Genomic DNA, 22,098 nt, shown 5'->3' with positions numbered 1-22,098 from the left:
GTTCTAAAATTCTCTCCCTCGGCTTAGTAATGTGTAAAGACGATAAATCCGAGGGAGGGGTTTATTTGTTGTTTATAGATGGAGTTTTTTCCGGTGGAGGTATAAAAGGATTTGCGTTAATTGGTGCCGTTATAGAGTTAGAAGAGCGGGGATATAAATTCAAAAGGATGGCGGGAACAAGTGCAGGAGCAATCATCGCGGGGTTTATCGCCGCTGGGTATTCAGGACGTGAAATTGAGAAAATTATGGAAAGTGTGAAACTAACGAAGCTATTGGAATCGAATAAAAGGAAATGGTTTCCGCTTGCCAGGTGGCTTAAATTATATTGGAGTATGGGAATCTACAAAGGAGACGGTCTGGAGTTGTGGATTAAGGAAGTATTGGAAAAAAAGAATATCAGAACATTTGGAGACCTTCCTGATAAGCAATTGAGGATTATTGCTTCAGATCTAACTAATGCAAGATTGATGGTTCTACCAGATGATCTGCCTAATTACAATATAGATCCCAATCAATTTTCAGTTGCGAGAGCAATCCGTATGAGCTGCTCTGTTCCTTTTTTCTTTCAACCGATTGTATTGCAAACGGTTGGAGAGAAAAAAATTGTAGTAGATGGAGGCGTCTTAAGTAATTTTCCGATTTGGCTATTCGATCAGGAAAACGTCATTCCAGAAAGGCCAGTGTTAGGATTAAGGCTTGTACCTGAAAATCAACAAACATTAGTTCAAGAACGTAAGATTGATAATGCGATTGAACTTTTCACATCCTTATTTGAAACGATGAGAAATGCGCATGATTCCAGATATATATCCAGAAAATTTGTGAGTAATATTATGTTTATTCCGATAAAAGAAACAGGATTTTTAGAATTTTCTTTGTCGGATGAACAAAGAATAAAGTTAATTGAACAAGGAAGTAAAGCGGCCACTCACTTCTTGAAAGACTGGGTATATCGGATAAAATAATGACAATTCGTAGCACCTGCAAACTGGCAGGGTGCTTTTTTTGTCCTCAAAAGGAGTGAGTCTGATATTTAGAATAGAATAGGGTATGCTGATATAATAATTTTTAAATTGAATGATAGGATAAGAATCAGCTATTTTTCAAGTAATATACTTTTATTGTCATACTTTTCTACTAATTAGGGCTTATTTAGTAGGGCATTATTCATATTTTTTTTAACTTTATAATCTTTTACAATAATGATATTGATAATCATTATCAGTTGATATATGATAATAATCAACTGATAGTTGAAAGGACGTTGTATGAATGAAAAGGATTTCATTGTTACTCATATCATTAATTCTTTTGCTTGCTGGCTGTTCTGGTGACGATTCTTCATCGAATAATCATACAGATTCAAAGGAAGCTGAAGATCATAAAGTTGTTAAGATTGCGTGGGCAGATAGCGGTTTCCCATCTCCCTTCACATTCACATCGAATGGACCCGGAGGTTATTTACGCAGCAGCTTTATTTTCGATTCACTTACATGGAAAGATGAGACTGGTGTAATTCCATGGCTGGCTTCATCCTGGGAAATATCTGAAGATCGTTTAACGTATACGTTTAATCTAGAAGAAAATGTACATTTTCATGATGGGGAATCATTAACCGCGGATGACGTGATATTTTCATATAACTACTTTAAAAAACATGCCTTCCAATGGAATGCAGATATGTCCAAAATAGCTTCTCTTAAGAAAATTTCTGACCATCAAGTTGCGATTACGTTAACGGAGGAATATTCCCCATTTATAACTGAAATCGCTGGTATTCTACCAATTCTTCCAGAACATATCTGGTCGGAAGTTGAAAATCCAATGGAATATACAGAAGATGATGCATTAATAGGGACAGGTCCCTATATTCTTGATAGCTATAAAAGCTCTACAGGGAATTATCGTTACGTAGCTTATGATGATTATTTTAAAGGTGATGTAACAGTTGATGAAGTTCAATATTTAAACGTAGAGAATAAAATGCTATCCCTGCAAAAGGGTGAAATTACCGGTGGCATGACCTTTAATTACACCGAAGTGAAGCAGATGGAAGACCAGGGATATAAAGCGCTTCAAAGTACTCCGACTGGCAGCGCTGTCCGAATCGTATTCAATTTGGATAATGAACAATTAAGTGATAAAAGGCTCCGACAATCCATCGCCTATGCACTTAATCGCGGGGAAATAGCAGAAAAAGTATTAGGGAATTCCGATACTTTAAGTGGCAGTGGTGGTGTGATTCCTCCAGATTCGGAATGGTTTAATGAAGATGTAAAACAATATGACTATAATGTGGATCGAGCAAATAAGATGCTGGATTCTCTGGGATACGAAGAAAACAAAGAAGGTGTTCGGGAAGAGTTGAGTATGAAAATTTTGGTATCTACTACACCTCAGGAAGCCGAGTTAATGAAATCGATGCTGGCAGACGTAGGGATTAAATTAGATATTGAAACAGTGGACACAGCTACTTTTACAACTGCTATGAGTGAGGGCAAATATGATATGGCTATTACAGGACATATCGGATTAAGCGGGGACCCAGATTTCCTTCGTCTATGGTTCTCAGGTCAGGCAAGTAATGCTTATGCAGGCAATGCAGTATTCAATCATGAAGAATTTAACAAACTGGATTCCTTACAATTGTCCCAAGACGGAAAAGAGCGTAAAGAAACCGTAGATTCGATGCAGGATATTTTAGCTGAAGAGCTGCCGACATTAGTTCTCTACCATCGTCCATTCTATTTTGTGTATGATGCCAACGTATTTGATGGCTGGTTTAACACATATGGTGGGATATCGGACGGTATACCATTGACAGATAACAAGGCAGCGTTTATTGATTATGATTAAAATTTTTAAGCTGTATGGTTCGATCCTGCTTATATTGATCCTGTTAAATTTCTGTCTCCCTCGGCTTATGCCAGGAGGCCCTCTTGAATACTTGGAGGGTCAGGAAAGTGGTGCAACCTTAACAGAGCAACAAAAAAATACAATGATTGACTATTATGGCTTAAATGATTCAATGGCTGAACAATTTATAGATTATATAGTTGGTATTGTTCAGCTTGATTTTGGCTATTCCTATACGTATAAAATGCCTGTTACGGATATCATAACGGGTCATATATCATACACACTATGGATTGTGGGGATTTCTTCTATTCTATCAATTTTGATTGGAGTAACTTTAGGATTACTATCGGGCTGGGTTCATCATCAGAAAGGCGATAAATCATTAATGTCCACTATGCTGGCAATAGGAGCAATACCAGAATTTTTATTTGGAATGCTTTTGCTGATCGTGTTTGCTGTGACGTTTGATGTCCTTCCTATGAGTGGAGCCCATACACCATTTTTAGATAGTGAATCCGGGTGGGCTAAGGCGGCTGATACAATACGTCATGCCATTTTACCAATTGTCACACTTACAGCAGTAAATATGACAAGAATTTATTTTCTTGTTCGCAATGAAACCATTCAGGTAGCTTCTGCCCCTTTCATCGAATTTGCCAAGATGAAAGGCGTCAAGGAGTTCAGATTAATTTACAAACATACCTTTAAAAATGTTTTAATACCGATTTTTACACTTATTATGATTAGAATTGGCTTTACCTTTACAGGAGCAATCTTTGTAGAAACATTATTCTCTTATCCTGGTATTGGGCAATTATTAAAGGAGTCAATCCTATCACGTGATTACCCATTGATGCATGGGCTGTTTTTACTATTTGCTTTCATGATCTTGCTTTGCAATGCGTTGGCTGATGCTCTTTATCCAAAATTAGATCCGCGAGTCAAAGGGGGAGATTATGTTGAAAAGCCTGTATAAGCTCCCCTTAGTATGTTTAGCCTTTGTTGCATTACTGGCATTCCTTGGACCCTTATTTTCACCCTATTCTGCCATAGATTATAGCGGTGGGATGTTTGAAAAGCCCTCAGCTCATCATTGGCTGGGGACGAATCGATTAGGCCAGGATATAGCCAGCCAATTAGTATATGGTACACGCACGAGTGTCTTAATTGGACTTTGTATTGCTCTGTGTTCCACGGCATTAAGTGTATTGCTGGGACTGGCAGCAGGGTATTTACCAAAAGTCGACAAGTTCATTAATGGATTGGCTAATATCCTATTAGTTCTTCCCAATCTGCTCTTGATTTTATTGGTTGTCGCGTTTACAGGTGCCGGTGTTGTTCAGCTTGTTGTCATTTTAAGCTTATTATCATGGCCAGGCTATATGAGAATTATCCGTTCCTCTGTGTTGACGTTAAAAGAAAGAGAATTTGTAAAAGCATCAGCTTTATTTGGCGGCAGTTCTTTTTATGTGTTGAAATCTCATATTCTGCCACAATTGCAGCCTATCATTAAAACAAAATTCATCATGACGTTTCAATCTGCTGTTCTAACAGAAGCGGGTCTAGCGTTCTTAGGTTTGGGTGATCCGAATGTGATATCGTGGGGCAGCATGTTGAATTCAGCCTTTTCACAGACATCTATTTTCTTAACCGGTCAATGGACTTGGATTGTTTTGCCGCCAGTGGTTATGCTGCTCATCACAACGGTTTCACTTGCTTTTTTATTAGAAGAGAAGCAGAAAAACCCACACAAAGCGAAAAAACATAGAGTACCTTTAGCTACTGTTGAGAAGTCTCAAGATTTATCCTGTCATTTGGAGTCTGTTTCATATGATGAGAAAACAATTGTTGAGAATATCGACTTTACGATTAAAAGAGGAGAGATTGTCAGTTTAATCGGTCCGTCCGGCAGTGGAAAAACAACGATAGCCCGGGCCTGTTACGGCTTATTGCCGGCGCAGAACTGGAAGGGTGATGTTACGTATGACGGCGAGTCGGTTAAGAACGAAGACTTTAAGGAAAAGCATTACTGGAAGACATGTTCATTTATCTATCAGGATGCCAGAGCGGCTTTTAATCCTGTTTTGAAATTAAGAGAACAGTTTCTAGAAACCGGTATAAGCCTTGAACAAGCTGAAAAAAGTCTAGAAGAAGTCGCTTTGAATAAGGACATTTTGAATAAATATCCGCATGAATGTTCTGGAGGCATGTTGAGCCGGGCTTTAATCGCGCTCTCTTTAGTACATAAACCTGCGTTTGTGATAGCGGATGAATGCACAAGTGCATTGGACCCCATATTGAAAAAGGAAATAGTGGAACTCTTGGAGGATCAAGTTCGATCACATGGAATCAGTCTATTATTTATCACGCATGATTTGGATGTGGCCTATGCAATTTCGGATCGGATTTTTAGTTTAGCTGATAAAAAGCTCATGAAGGAAGTGCAATAGATGTTAAGGGTTCATGATGTAAATAAAAGCTACCAGAATCAAACAGTGCTTAAGGAAGTTAATTTTGAGATTTTGTGCAATGAATTCGTGTGTTTAATTGGAGAATCAGGATCCGGTAAATCTACAACCGCTGAAATTATCATGGGAATTCAGTTACCGACAAGCGGAGTGGTTGAAAAGGAACATTGTTGCACGATCCAATACATTTATCAAAACCCTGAACGGTCCTTTAATCCCTATTGGACAATGGGGAAAAGTTTAATGGAGCCGCTTATTCTTAAAAAAGAAAAACCAGAATCAATCAAACAGAAAATAGAAGAATTAATGGGAAAAGCAGATTTACCGATGGATTTATTAGCGAAAAAACCAAGTCAATGTTCCGGAGGGCAAAAACAACGGTTGGCTATAATAAGAGCATTATTAATGAATCCTAAGCTTTTAATAGCCGATGAAATCACCTCGGCACTTGATCCACAATCAGAAAAGCTAATCATTAATCTTTTAAAGAAATTTCAGATGGAATTTCATATGTCTGTTTTATATATTACGCACCGAATTCAGTCGGTCAGTAATATAGCAGATCGAATGATGGTGCTTGAAGAAGGAACAATTGTAGAAAGTGGACCTGCGTCCCAAATACTATACCACTCCAAACACCCATATACGAAAAAACTAGTAGAAGCCTGCTTCTACTTTGAAAATAGGACAAACAAAAAGCTGAGGGGCCTTGGGTAGGAGCGAGCAGCTACCTTATGTCCCGAACTCCTAGGCCCCGAAGCTGGATTAAACAAAAAGCTGAGACGACTGAGTTAAGGGACGAAAACTAAGAACGCCACATCGTGTGGCAACGTCTTCGTGACCTACATCCTGTAGGCCTGAGAAGAGCATAAGACGAATACTCGAAGGGAAAGTATTAAGGATCAAAGACTAAGAACGCCACGTCATGTTGCAACGTCTTTGTGATCAACGTCCTGTTGCCCTCCGAAGAGTATTTGCTTATGACTCGAACTCCTAGGAGTCGAAGCTGGATTATACAAAAAGCTGAAACGACTGCCCAGCTCCGACAAGCATAAGAGGAGGCACGTAGGGAGGCGTTCTTCCCTCCTGCAGTGGCTACACTTATGTCTCGAGGAGTTAGGAGTTGAAGCTAGATTAACTAAAAAGCTGAAACGGCTTGCTCAGAAGTGAGGAGCATAAGACAGAGGCTCGAAGGGGGTGTTCTTTCCCCTCAGAGACTATGCTTATGTCCTGAGTTTCTAGCCGTTGAAGCTAGATTAAACAGGAGGAGAAATCAATGGAAATTAACATCTTGGAGTTATGTCCGAATCATGCGTTTGGTTATAACACCGAATTATCATCCGGACCACATACTAAAATAGCGGAATACGAGTTTGCTAACATTCTATTAGATTCATATGATGTCTTGGTTGTTACGGATTTTGCAGATCAGGAATATTTGTATAAACATAAAGAAAAAATTGAGCAATTCTTAAATGATGGAAAGGTTGTTGTCTTTTGTGGACACTTGTTTAGAAAATGGCTGCCAGGGTGTATGCCAATGATGCCCAAAAAGATCCGCGGGCATCAGGATTACCTCGTAAAGGTACCTGAAAATTCACCTATTTTTAAAGGTGTGAGTGTAGAAGATATGGTTTATACGAAGGGGGTTGCCGGGTTCTTTGCAAGAGGTTATTATTTACCTCCGAAAAATGCGGAAATTTGCCTAACCTTTACAGATGGAAAGGTCATTACGTATATTGATCGTGAAACAACGAACGGGACAGTTATTGTACATGCTGGCCGGAATTTATTTGGATATGAACAACGGAAAAACACAACTAATCGGATTACTTCTCAATTTATCGAGGTTCTAAAGAAAGAAGTAGGAGGAGGTGAAGCATAATGAGAAAAATAGCAGTGATTTACGGTGGACATGCCCCCCATTATAGAACATTTCATGAACCGAAATATGCGCAGTTTATCGATTCTCTTATTTATCAAAGAGAATTAAAAGATACTGATCTAACTGGATTCGATGTACTGATCATTCCCTCCCAATTAAATGGTCAAATACTGCTTGATAATAAAGATAAATTTTATGAATTTGCCAATCAAGGCGGCATCATAGTAGCAATGGGTCCACAACCATGGGAATGGCTTCCGCAACAAAAATGGGAAGAACGCCCAACAAATTTCTGGTGGTGGCTTGAGGAGAATGCTAGCAGTGGCTTAGTTACTAAAAATGATCATCATGAATTTTTTAATTATATTACGTTGGAGGATTCAACATGGCATCAACATGGAGTATTTTGGCCGCCTGAGCATGCAACGACTCTTATCGCTACAGAAGATGGAGGTTCCGTGCTATACATTGATGAAAAATCAACGAAAGGTACCTGGATTATTACGACACTCGATCCAGACTATCATTATGGCTCCTATTTTATGCCGGCAACCGAACGATTTTTAGATGGTCTTTTTCCTTGGTTATACCGTGGGGAATTTAAAAAAGCGTAATATCATCCTTATTAATAGACCAAATATCCACAAATAGGGTCATCCTATTTACGTATTTTATTCAATAAATAAGATCATTCATATCTACAGATAACGATACAAAAATAAAAAACCGTGCTCTTTAAAAAAGGGCGCGGTTTTTTTTCCTTGTTTTCTTGCCTTCTATGACAGTCAGTTTGACATCTGACTTTTTCTTAGGTCTGTTAATCCGTTGTTCTTTAGAAATAACGGTTAATCCGTGTCGATTATGTCTGCTTCTTTTTGTTTTGATCATTTCGTGTTTACGTTTGTTTTTCGCTGTTTTTCGGGCTGCCTTGCTATATGCCTGATACTCTCCGCCCGAGTTAACTTTCCTGAATCGTGTAAAAATAAAATACATTAAACCAACAACAACGACTCCAATGAGGACATTTTTAATAAGTTGGAACGGATCATTTATTAAGCTGGAAATTAGCCCCAAAGCTGCGAAACCAAGAAGGATATAAACAAAAATCATCGATTTCTTATGATTCACAGAAAGCACCTCCTTTAAGAGTATCATTGGCATATTTAGGAAAAAATAAACAATCAGAAAAAGTTTATTTTTCCTTATAATATTCTTTACACTATTTTTTCTTCTATTAAACCTTGTTTATAGCTATTTTCCGTATCTAGCATTTTGTTAAAGGAAGCGATTGCGACTTCAATTTGTTCATCATTAGGTTCTTTAGTTGTTAGTAACTGAAGCCATAGTCCGGGATAACCTAAAAAGCGTAAAACAGGAAGGTTACGGACTTTATTCGTTAACTGCAATACTTCAAAAGAAAGGCCGAGAACGACTGGAATTAAGGCAATCCGGTTTAAAATACGGATATAAAGTACATCTGAAGGAACAAACATATAGACAAACACACCAACAAACACGGTGAACAATATAAAACTGCTTCCGCATCGATAATGCAGTCTAGAAGCGTTACGAACATTCTCGACTGTTAGCTCCTTGTTGCTTTCAAATGCATTGATAACTTTATGTTCAGCCCCATGGTATTGAAAAACTCTTTTTACGAGTGGAGTCAAGGATACAATATAAATATATAGGAGCAATAATGTGAGTTTGAAAAATCCTTCCAATAATACTTGGACTGTTTCTCCGGGAGCTATGCTCTTAAAGATGACAGCCAAAAATATTGGTACTACAGTAAAAATTAATTTACTAAGAATAAAGGATAAAATCCCGATGCCTGCAACACCTAGAATCAGTCCCAGTTTGGATGTTTCTTCTTCTTGGATCGTATGGTCATCTGCTGGGTCAACATCGTATCGATCTGTTGAGAAAGATAAATGTTTGGAGCCGACAGCACTGGATTCCAATAAGGCCACAATTCCACGCAGAAACGGAATTTTTTTTAATTTTATCAGTAGGGGATGGCTGGTTTTTGGCAGTGCATAGGATTCTAGTGATCCATCTTTTCGCTTAATGGTCGTTACGGTACAATGTTTGCCGCCAAACATAACACCTTCCACTACAGCCTGTCCGCCGTAGATTGGCTTGTTATCCAATTTTTTCATCACTCCATAATAGTTAAGTTATATTTGATATCTATTCTACAGAATTTTTCTCGTTTTCACTAGTGATTGTTTCCATTTCTCTTATGAACTTTGCCTGTTTGGCACATACTAACACTTATGAGGTGATTGGAATATGGAAACAGCGGAAGAAAAGCTAAAAAAGCCGATGGGCTATTATGGTGTCATTAATTCAGTTGGATTTTTTGGAGGACTGCTTTGGGGTGTAATATTTCAAATCTGTCACTATTTTCATTTTACAGAAATAGGGCCAACCTTCCTACTTCGTACATGGGTGAAAGCGGATTTCGTAAAAGGGTGGATGGGAGTAGTGCTATCAATATTATGCCTATGTATTATTTCTATCATTTTTGCCTATGTCTACTCTTTTATTTTTCGTAAACTGACTTCTTATTGGATTGGGATCATCTATGGGATTGTGCTTTGGGCGATTGCTTTTCTAGTTTTAAGGCCTTTATTTCCAGGGATGAAAACGGTTTGGGAACTATCTAAAGATACAATTACGACGACACTATGCATTTTCATTTTATATGGACTCTTTGTTGGATATTCAATCAGTTTTGAATATCATGAAAGGGATTTGGAAGCCAAGGAAGGAAAGAAAGAAAAAGTCGAACCAGTTCAGTAATTCTATAGAGGTATTTTTCACTCTTGTGTTAAAATTGTTAATATCACTTTAAAACACGGGAGCCTCGGTTATGGATAAACAAATTTATTTAATCAACGGTCCAAATTTAAATTATCTGGGCAAGCGAGAGCCCGAGATTTATGGCAAAACAACTCTGACAGAATTGGAAGAGTGGTTATCGAATCAGTCCGTAAAGCTCGGAGCTCGACTGGTATGCTTCCAATCTAATTATGAGGGAGCTATTATTGATAGACTATACGAAGCAGATGAAAACTCGGCTATGGGGATTATTTTAAATCCGGGAGCATTTACACATTATAGTTATGCTATTCGAGATGCGATAGCCTCTATTTCAGTTCCAGTGATAGAAGTACATATTTCAAATGTCCATGCCAGAGAATCTTTTCGTCATCAATCCGTTACTGCCCCTGTGACAAAGGGTCAAATTGTAGGACTTGGACTGAATGGCTATGAATTGGCGCTGCGTGCTTTATTGACTACTTAATGAAAAGGGAGAGGTCTAATCAATGGAAAAAATTCAGAGATTGCGTGAAAGATTAAGTCAGGAAAATATAGATGCTATCATCATTACAAATCCATATAACCGTAGATATATCTCTAATTTCACTGGTACTGCGGGTGTAGTTGTTATCTCGCAAAGTGCTGCAAAGTTTATTACTGATTTTAGATATATGGAACAAGCGAGCAAACAAGCGATTGGTTATGAGATTGTCAAACACAGCGGACCGATTCAAAATGAAGTGGCGGCCCAATTAAAAGAAATGGGTGCTAAAAGAATAGGATTTGAACAGGATGATCTTACTTTCTCTACCTATAAATCATATGAATCCATTGTAGAAGGTGAACTGATCCCCTTATCAAATGTTGTTGAAAAATTGCGCTTGATTAAGACACCACAAGAGATTAAGATATTAAAGGAAGCAGCAGACATAGCAGATGCTGCATTTAAACATATTATTGAGTATATTCGTCCAGGTTTAACGGAAATAGAAGTATCGAATGAATTAGAATTCTTTATGCGTAAAGCAGGGGCTACTTCATCATCATTTGATATCATTGTCGCTTCTGGTGCACGTTCGGCATTGCCGCACGGTGTTGCAACGGAAAAAGTAATAGAAAACGGCGATTTTGTCACAATGGATTACGGTGCCCTTTATAATGGGTATATATCCGATATTACACGTACAGTGGCGGTCGGTGATCCAACTGATGAATTAAAGAAAATCTATGATGTTACCCTGGAAGCTCAGTTATATGCAATGGAGCATATTAAACCGGGTATGACAGGTCGCGAAGCAGATGCTCTTGCTAGAGATATCATAGCTGCCAATGGATATGGAGAATATTTCGGTCATTCCCTTGGACATGGGATTGGACTAGAAGTGCACGAAGGTCCTGGGCTTTCTGCTAAATCTGATATTATTTTAGAAAAAGGCATGACTATCACTTGTGAACCTGGTATTTATTTACCTGGAGTTGGAGGAGTAAGAATAGAGGATGATCTCCTGATTACGGAGGATTCCAACGAAACCTTTACTCATTCAACAAAAGATTTACTTATTTTATAAGGCTGTAGGAGGCTATATTGTATGATTTCTGTTAATGATTTTAAAACTGGTTTAACAATCGAAGTAGATGGCGGTATCTGGCAAGTAATTGAATTCCAACACGTAAAACCAGGTAAAGGAGCTGCGTTTGTACGTTCTAAATTACGTAACCTTCGTACAGGTGCAATCCAGGAGAAAACGTTCCGTGCCGGTGAAAAAGTTGCCAAAGCACATATCGAAAATCGTAAAATGCAATACTTATATGCGAGCGGTGATAATCATGTGTTTATGGATAATGAAACATATGACCAAATCGAATTATCATCTAAGCAAATCGAATACGAATTGAAATTCTTGAAAGAAAACATGGAAGTGTCTATCATGATGTTCCAAACAGAAACACTTGGTGTTCAACTTCCAACAACAGTTACATTGGTAGTAACTGAAACAGAACCAGGTATCAAAGGTGACACAGCTTCAGGCGGAACAAAGCCAGCTACTGTGGAAACTGGCCTGACGGTTCAAGTTCCTTTCTTTGTTAATGAAGGTGACAAATTAATCATTAATACTTCTGATGCTTCTTACGTATCAAGAGGATAATAGGTAGGTTTAAAACTCCCGGAGAACTGTCCGGGAGTTTTTTTGTCTTCCTACAAATAGAATTAGCTTCTTGATCCATCCTTTTAAAGGTACCACTCTTTCTCATATCCCCATTTTACAAACTCGGTCATACCTCTTCCATCTCGATTCAGTTTTAATCAAGCATTTTTTTTAAGAGATTCAGTTGAAGATTACGTATAAATAGCCATCTTTTTTGTTTGGATGATGTCATAAATGGCCTGTCCATGAATACATTTTAAATAATGACAGACCAGGCGAGGGAGAGATATGGATTCTATTATTGAATTATTACCTCCGACTATAGGTGCTCAGTTAAAAGAAATAGTCATTAAGCCGGAGGATATAGAAGAAATTAGAATAAGAGTTGGAAGGCCGCTTGAAGTGATGTCAGGTAAAGATATCAGGTATGGACAAAAGCCTGTGTTAAGGGAAGAGGCAGATTTATTTCTTAATAAAGTCAGTCAGTACTCCTTTTATATGCTCGAGGAAGAATTAAAGCGCGGTTATATTACGGTTGAGGGAGGACATCGTGTTGGTCTGGCCGGGAGAGTCATTCTGGAAAATGGCAGAGTGAAAGGATTACGGGATATTACGTTTTTCAATATTCGGATTGCCAGACAAAAGAAGGGGATGGTCAATGAATGGGTGCCCTATTTATATCATAATCGCTGGCTATCGACCCTGATTATTGGTCCACCGCAAACAGGCAAAACAACATTTTTGAGAGATTTAGCCCGCTATGCTTCTTTTGGGAATCATTCCAATCATATACCTGCAATGAAAGTTGGTATTGTAGATGAACGATCAGAAATTGCCGGTTGTGTTCAAGGGGTACCACAAATGGAATTTGGAATCAGAGTAGATGTTCTCGATGGCTGCCCAAAGGCAGAAGGAATGATGATGATGATCCGGTCCATGAGTCCCGAAATTATTGTAGCTGATGAGATTGGAAGAAGAGAAGATTCAGAAGCCATGATGGAAGCGGTTAATGCCGGTATTACGCTATTTATAACGGCGCACGGACATTCACTTAATGATATATTAGCCAGGCCGATTATGAAAAATATCGTACAGGAAGTTAATTTTGAAAGAATCGTGGAATTGAGGCGAACTGATAAACCAGGGAGTATATCCAAAATAAAGGATCGTACAGGCAAAGTGTTATTTGATGGGGAAAGAGTGAGAACATGATTAAAATATTGGGTGCAGTTTTAATTATTATGGCTACGTCCCTTATTGGGTTTGAGGTTTCTAAGAAGTTGATTGCCAGACCTAAGCATATCCGTGATTTACGAGCGGCACTTCAAATATTAGAAGCAGAAATTATGTATGGACATTCTCCTCTAAAGGAAGCTGTTTTAACATTGGCAAAACAAATACCTGCCCCTATATCGATTTTATTTTCAGATTTTGCGAGAAGGCTCGGTACAGACAATCAGTCGGTATCATCTGCCTGGCAGGAAAGTCTTAAAATCGCAAGAAAGCAATCAGAATTACAGCAGAAAGAAATAGATATCCTTCTTCAATTTGGAGAAACATTAGGAAAGCATGATCGAGAGAGTCAGCAAAAACAAATTCAACTGGCATTGGTTCACCTTGAAAGGGAAGAAGCAGATGCGGCTGAAAAACAGTTGAAGTACGACAAGATGGCGAGAAGTCTGGGTTTCTTTGCAGGTCTGCTTATAGCCATTTTATTGATGTAGGGGGAGGGGGATAGCAGGTAATGGGGATTGATATCGATATTATTTTTAAAATAGCAGGAGTTGGACTAATTGTCGCGTTTATTCATACGATTCTCGATCAGGTAGGTAAGAAAGAATATTCGCAGTGGGTCATATTGGTAAGCTTTATTTACATTTTATTTAACGTGGCACAGGTGGTAGGTCAATTAATTGATCGAATTAAATCCGTGTTTTTATTTCAATAGAAATTTTGGGGTGATGAGCCATTGAAATGTTGCAGATAACGGGTGTTGCGCTGGTTGGAGCATTTCTGGCAATGATCATCAAGGAACAAAAGCCAAATCTAGCTTTCTTACTTGTTGTATTTGTCGGAAGCTCTATATTCCTATTCCTGATAGATAAAATCTACGAAATAATTCAAATGATTCAGCAATTGGCCGTTAATGCAAATGTGAATATGGTCTACTTATCAACTGTTTTAAAAATCATTGGAATAGCCTATATTGCTGAATTTACCTCGCAAATTACTAAAGATGCCGGGCAGGGAGCAATTGCATCAAAAATTGAATTGGCAGGAAAAATTATGATTCTCACAATGGCCATTCCAATCTTAACGGTCATTATTGAGAGTGTTATTCAAATGATTCCTAATTAATCATTGTGGTGAAAGGTTTAAAGGGGCTGAAGGATAAATGAAGCAAGTAAAGTGGACAAGTATCGTCGTTCTATTTCTGATTCTTAGCTTAAGCAATGGTCAAACAAGTCAAGCCTCCCCCAACTCTACTGATTTGCCAGAAGAAACACAGGCTGTTGAAACGTTTAATGTGGATGATATTCCTCTTGATGATCTTAAACAATTTTGGGATTCCGTTTATGACCAATATGGAGGTTTTTTACCAGAGTCACAAAAAGGAAGTTTTGTAGATTTCATAAGCGGTGAAAAAAAGTTCACCTTAAAAGAATGGCTTAGCGGGATTCTCCAATTCATTTTCCATGAAATCATTGCGAATGGGAAATTATTGGGCACCCTCATTTTGTTAACAGTATTCAGTGTATTTCTTCAAACCTTGCAAAGCACCTTTGAAAAAACATCTGTCAGTAAAGTGGCGAACGCGATCGTGTTTATGGTTCTGATGATTATAGCACTGAATAGCTTTTATGTAGCAGTTGATTATGCAAAGGATACAATCGCTGCTATCACAGATTTTATGATTGCCTTAATCCCTTTACTGCTGGCTCTGATCGCTAGCTCAGGCGGTGTATTATCTTCTGCTTTTTTTCATCCGATGCTCTTGTTTTTAATGAATACAAGCGGAGCGTTAATTGAGTATATTGTTTTACCTCTGTTATTTTTATCAACCATGCTCAGTATAGTGAGCATGCTGTCGGAGCACTACAAGGTCACTCAGCTTGCTGGATTATTAAGAACCTGGAGTGTGGGATTGCTTGGTATTTTCATGACTGTATTTCTTGGAGTGATTTCTGTACAGGGAGTATCCACTGCTGTAGCAGACGGAATTGGGATCCGAACGGCAAAATTTGTGACTGGGAATTTTATCCCTGTAGTTGGAAGGATGTTTACAGATGCAGCAGACACGGTGATAGGGGCTTCGCTCATATTAAAAAATACAGTCGGGATTGCAGGTGTGGTGATTTTACTGATTATGACTGCCTTTCCAGCTTTGAAGATATTATTAATCGCTTTGGTTTATAAGGTGGCTGCGGCTATTCTGCAACCACTTGGGGCTGGGGCAATGATTAAGTGTCTCGATATCATCAGTAAAAATATTATCTATGTTTTTGCGGCACTGGCAATTGTTAGTCTTATGTTCTTTCTGACCGTTACAGTCATCGTGGCAGCAGGAAATATTACGATGATGGTTCGATAGGAGGAGAAGTTTGATGAGTATTCTAACGGAATGGGTTACCAATATTATCGTTTTTATTCTGTTCGCCATCATATTGGACATGCTCCTCCCTAGCTCGACCATGCAGAAATATACGAAACTTGTTGTGGGATTACTCTTGATTGCTGTTTTTATTACGCCCATTCTATCCATATTTAATAAAAACTTTACTAGTGAAATGCAGGAGAAACTCATGCAAAGCAGTACAGGGAGTAATCCGAAATTAGAAAATTCGCTTGAAAGCAAGAAAAAGGAAATAGAAGAGAGCCAACAGGCATATATATTGGAACATATGGCTGTCCAATTAAAAAACGAAGCAGAAAAGGAGCTGATGGACGAAAGTAATTATGCCATTCAAGACATTGAAATCACACTTATGGATAAGAACGGAGAAATGAATGCAGAAAACATTGAAACCATACAGGTATTTGTGGCAGAAAGCCAGGAGTCCAGCTCAGAAGAAGTGCAGCCAGTAAAAAAAATAGAGGTTACCATTGATGAAAAGCAAACCGAAATAGAGAATACACCATCATCCGAACTAACAACAATACTATCTAAGATATGGGGGATCGATCCAAGTAAAATTGTAATCGGATTAATTGAAGGGGGTGATGGACTTTGATAAAGGATTGGATTCAAAAAATTAAGGACATGTTCGCCAAAGAAGACGAGGAAGGTAAACCAAACAAAAAGTACCGGTATATCGCAATCATCTTGTTAGCCGGTATATTATTGATGGCAGCCAGCATGTTTACGAATAAACCAACTTCAGATACAAACCAAACAAATACCGTTTTTCAAACTGGTTCAACCCAAGATAAACAAAACGAGGAAACGGTCACTACATGGAAATCATCTTCACCAAAAAAGTCTGGAACCATTGGAGATATTGAAAAAATGTATGAAAGTGAATTAAAGGATACCTTGGAAACGATGCAAGGAGTATCAAATGTATCCGTGATCGTTAATATTGATGCAACTGAAACAAAAGTATATGAAAAGAATTCTGTTGCTCAGCGTCAGACTACCGAAGAAACAGATCGTGAAGGCGGAGAGAGAAAAGTTGAGGACTTTTCTACTGATGAAAAGATTGTCATTATCCGGGAAGGGGATAAAGAAGTACCCCTTGTTAGAGAGACGAAAAAGCCGGCAATCCGTGGTGTATTGATCGTTGCAAAAGGAGCCGATGATGTTCGAGTCAAAAAAGAAATCATTGAAGCAGTGACAAGAGTGTTGGATGTACCGAGTCACCGTGTAGCCGTATCGGCGAAAAAATAAGGATTTTTAAGGAGGAAATAAAGTGTTATTAAGAAAACAAACGGTTTGGTTATTAACGATGTTAAGTTTGGTAGCGGTGCTAAGTGTATACTATATTACAACTCCTCAGGATACAGCTGTAAATCAGGAAACTCCGAAAGAAAAAACAAATACAAATTCTTCTAAAGAGTCAACAGAAAGTGATGAATCTTCTACAGTTGTGACAAATGAATCAAGTGACTCTGTTTTTGAAGCGATGCGCATAGATTTGAATGATGAAAGAAGCAGACAGAAAGAGGAACTGACCAATAAGGTTGCTTCTAGTGATTTATCGGAAGAAGAAAGAGTAGAAGCACATGAGCAGATAGAAGCATTGGCTGAAATGTCAACAAAAGAGGACATGCTAGAGACTATGATTATTGCTCTGGGTTATAAAGACGCATTGGTACGTGCTGAGGGAGATCAAATTCAGATTACCGTAAAGTCTGATAAAAAGGATGCAGGCGCAGCAAACAAAATTATTCAAATGGTTACAAAAGAAATAGGCAAAACAAATGCGGTTGCGGTTGAATTCCAACCGGAAAAATAAGATCTACCAGGAAAGGCAATATCGGTGAGCAGCCGGTATTGCCTTTGCTATGTTGAAAACTGCCAGCTGTTTATTTTATATCACCTGTTGATTAAGTTCATTTATTTATGAATCCATTACATATATTTGTGTCATATTTTGGTAATGGGTGATAATTTTATATATAATAAAAAAAGGATAGTTAGGTTCTTTTAGCGAATTTGTAAATAATCCTCTATTCTATGTAAACAAATATAGACGGTTTAGTTAGGTACAGAAACGAAGAGTAGGAATGTCTAAGTATTGGTTTTTTCGATAGGACCTGTTTAACCCGCAAACTAGAAATATACGTAGAGTGATATGAAATTATCAAAATTGTATTTCTACCAGATATTATAGTATCATATTAGTATCTGGTCATAAATAGGAGGGGTGGTTCCTGATGAAAGTACAGGAAATCAGAGAAATTATAAAATTAATTAATCAAACAGGTATTAAAGAGTTTGAGTTTGAACAAGAGGGTACAAAAATAAAAATAATTAAAGGTACTGAATCTGATAGCGCTATAATACCGACAGAGGTACCAGTACTTGTGACGCCAGCGGCTCAAACAATACATCAACAGGAAGTTCAACCGGTGGTAAAGGAAAATAGACAGCCGGTAATAGGACAAGAAACAGAACAACCAACGAATCTTCATAAAATTACTTCTCCGATGGTAGGTACATTTTATGTATCCTCATCTCCTGAGGAAGATCCTTTCATAAAACTTGGTGATAAAGTGAATAAAGAGACAATTGTCTGCATAGTGGAGGCAATGAAATTATTTAATGAAATTGAAGCGGAAGTTTCAGGTGAGATTGTAGAAATATTAGTAGAAAATGGTCAATTGGTTGAATACGGACAACCTCTGTTTTTAGTAAAAGCCGAATAGGAGGAGCCGGATTATGATAAAGAAAATTTTGATTGCAAACCGTGGCGAGATTGCTGTTCGGATTATCCGGGCTTGCAAGGAATTAGATATTGAATCAGTTGCTGTTTATTCAGAAGCCGACAAAACAGCTCTGCATGTACAAATTGCGGATGAAGCCTATTGTATAGGACCTACAGCTTCTAAGGACAGTTATTTAAATATAGCCAACATTATTAGTTTAGCAAAATTAACTGGTTGCGATGCCATTCATCCAGGCTACGGTTTCCTAGCCGAAAATGCTGATTTTGCTGAGATGTGTAAGGAGTGCCATTTGATTTTTATCGGCCCATCAGCAGAGGCTATTTCAAAAATGGGTACAAAGGATGTTGCTAGGGAAACGATGCGCGCTGCCGGTGTACCGGTAGTGCCTGGTTCAAGAGGTATTGTAGAGGATGAAGAGGCGGCCATTCAAGTTGCTTCGGACATCGGTTATCCAGTTATTATTAAAGCAACAGCCGGTGGTGGCGGTAAAGGAATTCGCATAGCTAGAGATGAAGCTGAACTGCTAAAAGGTCTCCGAATAACCCGTCAGGAAGCCCTGACGGCTTTTGGGAATCCGGGTGTGTATATTGAAAAATTCATTGAAGATTTCCGTCATGTGGAAATTCAGGTTTTAGGGGATAGCCATGGCCATGTGATCCACCTGGGTGAAAGAGATTGTTCGATCCAAAGAAGGCTCCAAAAACTAGTAGAGGAAACACCGTCGCCTGCTATTGATAGTGAAATGAGAGAAGAAATGGGTGAAGCTGCAGTCACTGCAGCAAAAGCTGTTGATTATACAGGAGCCGGAACGGTTGAATTTATTTACGATCATCGCGATCGGAAGTTTTATTTCATGGAGATGAATACTAGAATCCAGGTGGAACATCCTGTTACTGAAATGGTAACTGGAATAGATCTAATTAAAGAACAAATCAGAGTGGCTTCCGGTGAAAAATTATTGGTTGAACAAAGAGATGTTCAATTTAATGGATGGGCGATTGAATGCCGAATCAATGCTGAAAATCCGAATAAAAATTTCATGCCATCAGCGGGCAAGGTTGAAATGTATCTTCCTCCTGGCGGGTTTGGTGTAAGGGTTGACTCGGCAGCCTATACAGGCTATTTTATTCCGCCTTATTATGACTCTATGGTAGCGAAATTGATTGTCCATGCACCAACAAGGGATGAAGCTGTGCGGAAAATGAAACGTGCACTATCAGAATTTGTAGTCGAAGGTATTGAAACAACCATACCCTTTCATTTAAAGTTAATGAACCATGATGTTTTTGTTTCTGGAGATTTTAACACAAAATTTCTTGAAACTTATGACGTTATGAATCCATAATAGAGGTAGAAGATTTGGAGGTGTATGACATGGAGGAAAATCAAACTGTAGATTTAGAAAACTATGATGGTTTAGGGAAAGTTGAAATTGCCCCTGAAGTCATTGAGGTGATTACTGGTATAGCAGCAAGCGAAGTAGAGGGAATTGCCCAAATGAGAGGGAATTTCGCCTCAGGTGTTGTTGAGAAGCTTGGTAAAAAAAATCATGGTAAAGGTGTAAAAGTTGAACTTAATGAAGATAGCATTAAGATTGATGTATACTGCCTTGTAAAGTTTGGTGTATCTATTCCTAAGGTAGCGCAGGAAGCACAGGAAAATATTCGCCAAACATTAATGAACATGACGGCTCTTGAAGCAACTGAAGTGAATGTTCATATTGTTGGTATACAATTTGAAACAGCAAAAGTTGAATCAGATTACCTGGATACTATTTAAAGTAATCTAAATACCAGTGCTTAAGGAGTAAGTGATTTTTAGGCACTGGCAATAAAAGCACTCAGCTACTAAATGAACTGCCGTTAAAAGTTAGACAGTCCTCTAACTTTAAGGGGTAGTTCCAAATTGCTGAGTGCTTTTATTATTTGTCTATAACATGGAATTGGAGAATCAACAACAAAAGACAGCCATGTATATAGCGCATGAAGAGGGAGATAATGGGTGACTGAGATGTCATTCGTGTCTTTTGGGTAGTGGACAGTAGAATCAGTAAATCAACAACTTTAAATGATGCTACTATACTACCTTTACTTGTAAGGATGTGTTATGATTTCATATATGATGCGAAGTGCACAAAGTTTAGTGCACTTTTCGAAGTAAAGGAGTAAGAATTATTCATGAAACGCAGAGAGGCAAGAGAAAAAGCTCTTCAAGCTCTTTTTCAAATAGATGTTGGGAAAGTTGAAAGAGACCAAGCAATAGAGCATGTAGTAGATGAGATCGATGCAGATCCATATTTAATTAAATTAGTATATGGAACGACAGATGAATTAGAAAAAATTGATACGCTTATTGAATCTAATCTTGAAAACTGGAAATTGAGCCGACTTCCAAATATTGATCGCAATATTTTAAGACTGACATCGTACGAATTATTATTCAACGAAGAGGTTCCACAGAACGCAGCCATTAATGAAGCGATAGAATTGGCTAAGCTATTTGGAGATGATGAATCTCCGAAATTTGTTAATGCAGTATTATCCAAAATTAAAGAATCATTATAAAAATAGACAAGAAGAAAATTTTTAAGGGGGAGCTATTGTCATGCCGGCACAGATACTTAACGGAAAATTGATATCAGCAACCATCCGAGAAAAGATTGCCAAGGACGTAGAATTATTAAAGGAAGAAGGCATTACCCCAGGTCTTGCTGTTATCCTGGTTGGGAATGACCAAGCATCTCAAACATACGTGCGAAATAAAGAGAAAGCATGTAAACAGTTGGCGATGAAATCGGAAATAATCGTATATCCTGCATCTATTTCCGAGGATGAACTCCTTGAAAAGCTTGTAGAATTAAATCATCGATCAGATATACACGGGATTTTAGTTCAGTTACCCCTGCCGAAGCATATTGATGAAAAACGTGTGATTGAAACGATAGATCCAGCAAAGGATGTAGATGGTTTTCATCCAATTAATATTGGCAGAATGATGACAAAGCAGGAAGCACTGTTGCCGTGTACACCATTTGGAATCTTAAAAATGGTTCAAAACACAGGGATTGATATTTCTGGTAAACATGTGGTGGTTATCGGCAGAAGTAATATTGTCGGCAAACCTGTTGGACAACTATTTTTAAACGAAAATGCAACGGTAACCTATTGTCATTCGAAAACAGTGGATCTTAGACATTATACGAAACAAGCAGATATTCTGATCGCGGCAGTGGGAATCGCTAAAATGATCAAAGCTGATGATGTTAAAGAAGGAGCCATAGTGATCGATGTCGGTATGAATAGAGATGAATCGAATAAATTATGTGGGGATGTCGATTTTGATGATGTCATGCATAAAACTTCTTTTATCACACCTGTTCCCGGCGGTGTTGGCCCTATGACCATTACTATGCTCATGCATAATACTCTCCAAGCTGCAAAAAATTCTTTGTTAAAAAGTTAAAGAAGGAATATTATATTAAGCTGCCGAAAATTGCTATAATAACATTTACGGCAGCTTT

General features: G+C 38.2%; 26 protein-coding genes. 24 read left to right on the top strand and 2 right to left on the bottom strand.

Annotated features, from left to right (window positions below; all coding sequences use genetic code 11):
- Positions 1 to 65 precede the first annotated feature (65 nt).
- The 7 genes from AC58NB_RS12570 to AC58NB_RS12540 all read left to right on the top strand — a co-directional run bounded on the left by AC58NB_RS12570 (position 66) and on the right by AC58NB_RS12540 (position 7,826).
- Positions 66 to 965 carry a patatin-like phospholipase family protein gene (locus tag AC58NB_RS12570; RefSeq protein WP_497427180.1) on the top strand — a complete coding sequence of 300 codons (900 nt, stop codon included), beginning with the start codon at positions 66 to 68 and terminating at the stop codon, positions 963 to 965.
- Between the two features lie 307 nt (positions 966 to 1,272).
- Complete coding sequence (locus tag AC58NB_RS12565) at positions 1,273 to 2,856, top strand: ABC transporter substrate-binding protein (RefSeq protein WP_497427179.1); 1,584 nt, start codon at positions 1,273 to 1,275, stop codon at positions 2,854 to 2,856.
- Positions 2,857 to 2,947: 91 nt separating this feature from the next.
- Entirely contained in the window at positions 2,948 to 3,835 is an 888-nt protein-coding gene (locus tag AC58NB_RS12560) for an ABC transporter permease (protein WP_497427178.1), read from the top strand.
- Entirely contained in the window at positions 3,816 to 5,309 is a 1,494-nt protein-coding gene (locus AC58NB_RS12555; protein WP_497427177.1) for an ATP-binding cassette domain-containing protein, read from the top strand. The genes AC58NB_RS12560 and AC58NB_RS12555 overlap by 20 nt, the downstream gene beginning before the upstream one ends.
- Positions 5,310 to 6,044 carry an ABC transporter ATP-binding protein gene (locus tag AC58NB_RS12550; RefSeq protein WP_497427176.1) on the top strand — a complete coding sequence of 245 codons (735 nt, stop codon included), beginning with the start codon at positions 5,310 to 5,312 and terminating at the stop codon, positions 6,042 to 6,044.
- A gap of 559 nt (positions 6,045 to 6,603) precedes the next feature.
- On the top strand, positions 6,604 to 7,212 hold the full coding sequence (locus AC58NB_RS12545) for a phosphate starvation-inducible protein PhoH (RefSeq protein WP_497427175.1): 609 nt from the start codon (positions 6,604 to 6,606) through the stop codon (positions 7,210 to 7,212).
- Positions 7,212 to 7,826, top strand: a complete 615-nt coding sequence (locus tag AC58NB_RS12540; RefSeq protein ID WP_497427174.1) for a hypothetical protein — start codon at positions 7,212 to 7,214, stop codon at positions 7,824 to 7,826. Before AC58NB_RS12545 ends, AC58NB_RS12540 begins: the two co-directional genes overlap by 1 nt.
- Positions 7,827 to 7,947: 121 nt before the next feature.
- Here the strand turns inward: AC58NB_RS12540 and AC58NB_RS12535 are convergent, their stop codons facing one another.
- Entirely contained in the window at positions 7,948 to 8,340 is a 393-nt protein-coding gene (locus AC58NB_RS12535) for an SA1362 family protein (RefSeq protein WP_497427173.1), read from the bottom strand.
- Positions 8,341 to 8,426: 86 nt separating this feature from the next.
- Positions 8,427 to 9,374, bottom strand: coding sequence for a DUF1385 domain-containing protein (locus tag AC58NB_RS12530; RefSeq protein WP_497427172.1), 948 nt, complete (start codon positions 9,372 to 9,374; stop codon positions 8,427 to 8,429).
- A 133-nt stretch (positions 9,375 to 9,507) separates the two neighbouring features.
- On the opposite strand from AC58NB_RS12530, the gene AC58NB_RS12525 reads away from it, so the two are divergent.
- From AC58NB_RS12525 to folD, 17 genes are all read left to right on the top strand, one after another.
- Positions 9,508 to 10,020, top strand: coding sequence for a YqhR family membrane protein (locus AC58NB_RS12525; RefSeq protein WP_497427171.1), 513 nt, complete (start codon positions 9,508 to 9,510; stop codon positions 10,018 to 10,020).
- 70 nt (positions 10,021 to 10,090) lie between these two features.
- The gene (aroQ, locus tag AC58NB_RS12520) at positions 10,091 to 10,525 is read left to right on the top strand and encodes a type II 3-dehydroquinate dehydratase (RefSeq protein ID WP_497427170.1); all 435 of its coding nucleotides are present in this window, start codon (positions 10,091 to 10,093) and stop codon (positions 10,523 to 10,525) included.
- Between the two features lie 22 nt (positions 10,526 to 10,547).
- Positions 10,548 to 11,609 (top strand): M24 family metallopeptidase, encoded by a 1,062-nt coding sequence (locus AC58NB_RS12515; protein ID WP_497427169.1) that lies wholly within the window; start codon positions 10,548 to 10,550, stop codon positions 11,607 to 11,609.
- A gap of 21 nt (positions 11,610 to 11,630) precedes the next feature.
- Positions 11,631 to 12,188 carry an elongation factor P gene (gene efp / locus AC58NB_RS12510; RefSeq protein ID WP_066104976.1) on the top strand — a complete coding sequence of 186 codons (558 nt, stop codon included), beginning with the start codon at positions 11,631 to 11,633 and terminating at the stop codon, positions 12,186 to 12,188.
- Between the two features lie 288 nt (positions 12,189 to 12,476).
- Positions 12,477 to 13,400 (top strand): stage III sporulation protein AA, encoded by a 924-nt coding sequence (gene spoIIIAA / locus AC58NB_RS12505; protein ID WP_497427168.1) that lies wholly within the window; start codon positions 12,477 to 12,479, stop codon positions 13,398 to 13,400.
- Positions 13,397 to 13,912: a stage III sporulation protein SpoIIIAB gene (spoIIIAB, locus tag AC58NB_RS12500; RefSeq protein ID WP_497427167.1), complete on the top strand. Its 516-nt coding sequence runs from the start codon at positions 13,397 to 13,399 to the stop codon at positions 13,910 to 13,912. Before spoIIIAA ends, spoIIIAB begins: the two co-directional genes overlap by 4 nt.
- Before the next feature lie 20 nt (positions 13,913 to 13,932).
- The gene (gene spoIIIAC / locus AC58NB_RS12495; protein WP_049670184.1) at positions 13,933 to 14,136 is read left to right on the top strand and encodes a stage III sporulation protein AC; all 204 of its coding nucleotides are present in this window, start codon (positions 13,933 to 13,935) and stop codon (positions 14,134 to 14,136) included.
- Between the two features lie 26 nt (positions 14,137 to 14,162).
- Positions 14,163 to 14,546, top strand: a complete 384-nt coding sequence (gene spoIIIAD / locus AC58NB_RS12490) for a stage III sporulation protein AD (RefSeq protein WP_497427166.1) — start codon at positions 14,163 to 14,165, stop codon at positions 14,544 to 14,546.
- A gap of 37 nt (positions 14,547 to 14,583) precedes the next feature.
- Positions 14,584 to 15,780, top strand: coding sequence for a stage III sporulation protein AE (spoIIIAE, locus tag AC58NB_RS12485; RefSeq protein WP_497427165.1), 1,197 nt, complete (start codon positions 14,584 to 14,586; stop codon positions 15,778 to 15,780).
- A gap of 13 nt (positions 15,781 to 15,793) precedes the next feature.
- A complete protein-coding gene (gene spoIIIAF, locus AC58NB_RS12480) occupies positions 15,794 to 16,420 on the top strand; it encodes a stage III sporulation protein AF (protein WP_497427164.1) in 627 nt (208 codons plus the stop codon).
- Positions 16,417 to 17,076 (top strand): stage III sporulation protein AG, encoded by a 660-nt coding sequence (spoIIIAG, locus tag AC58NB_RS12475; protein WP_497427163.1) that lies wholly within the window; start codon positions 16,417 to 16,419, stop codon positions 17,074 to 17,076. The genes spoIIIAF and spoIIIAG overlap by 4 nt, the downstream gene beginning before the upstream one ends.
- 22 nt (positions 17,077 to 17,098) lie before the next feature.
- On the top strand, positions 17,099 to 17,644 hold the full coding sequence (locus AC58NB_RS12470) for a SpoIIIAH-like family protein (protein WP_497427162.1): 546 nt from the start codon (positions 17,099 to 17,101) through the stop codon (positions 17,642 to 17,644).
- Positions 17,645 to 18,062: 418 nt separating this feature from the next.
- Positions 18,063 to 18,557 carry an acetyl-CoA carboxylase biotin carboxyl carrier protein gene (gene accB, locus AC58NB_RS12465; RefSeq protein ID WP_497427214.1) on the top strand — a complete coding sequence of 165 codons (495 nt, stop codon included), beginning with the start codon at positions 18,063 to 18,065 and terminating at the stop codon, positions 18,555 to 18,557.
- A 13-nt stretch (positions 18,558 to 18,570) separates the two neighbouring features.
- Entirely contained in the window at positions 18,571 to 19,923 is a 1,353-nt protein-coding gene (gene accC / locus AC58NB_RS12460; RefSeq protein WP_497427161.1) for an acetyl-CoA carboxylase biotin carboxylase subunit, read from the top strand.
- Positions 19,924 to 19,952: 29 nt separating this feature from the next.
- Positions 19,953 to 20,357 (top strand): Asp23/Gls24 family envelope stress response protein, encoded by a 405-nt coding sequence (locus AC58NB_RS12455; RefSeq protein ID WP_497427160.1) that lies wholly within the window; start codon positions 19,953 to 19,955, stop codon positions 20,355 to 20,357.
- Positions 20,358 to 20,755: 398 nt separating this feature from the next.
- A complete protein-coding gene (nusB, locus tag AC58NB_RS12450; protein WP_497427159.1) occupies positions 20,756 to 21,142 on the top strand; it encodes a transcription antitermination factor NusB in 387 nt (128 codons plus the stop codon).
- A gap of 40 nt (positions 21,143 to 21,182) precedes the next feature.
- Positions 21,183 to 22,040, top strand: a complete 858-nt coding sequence (gene folD / locus AC58NB_RS12445; RefSeq protein ID WP_497427158.1) for a bifunctional methylenetetrahydrofolate dehydrogenase/methenyltetrahydrofolate cyclohydrolase FolD — start codon at positions 21,183 to 21,185, stop codon at positions 22,038 to 22,040.
- Positions 22,041 to 22,098: the final 58 nt, after the last annotated feature.

It is taken from the genome of Pradoshia sp. TA40_28, from assembly GCF_059694525.1.
The sequence above is the reverse complement of the archived record's forward strand: the minus strand, read 5'-3'. Positions and strand labels throughout refer to the sequence as shown.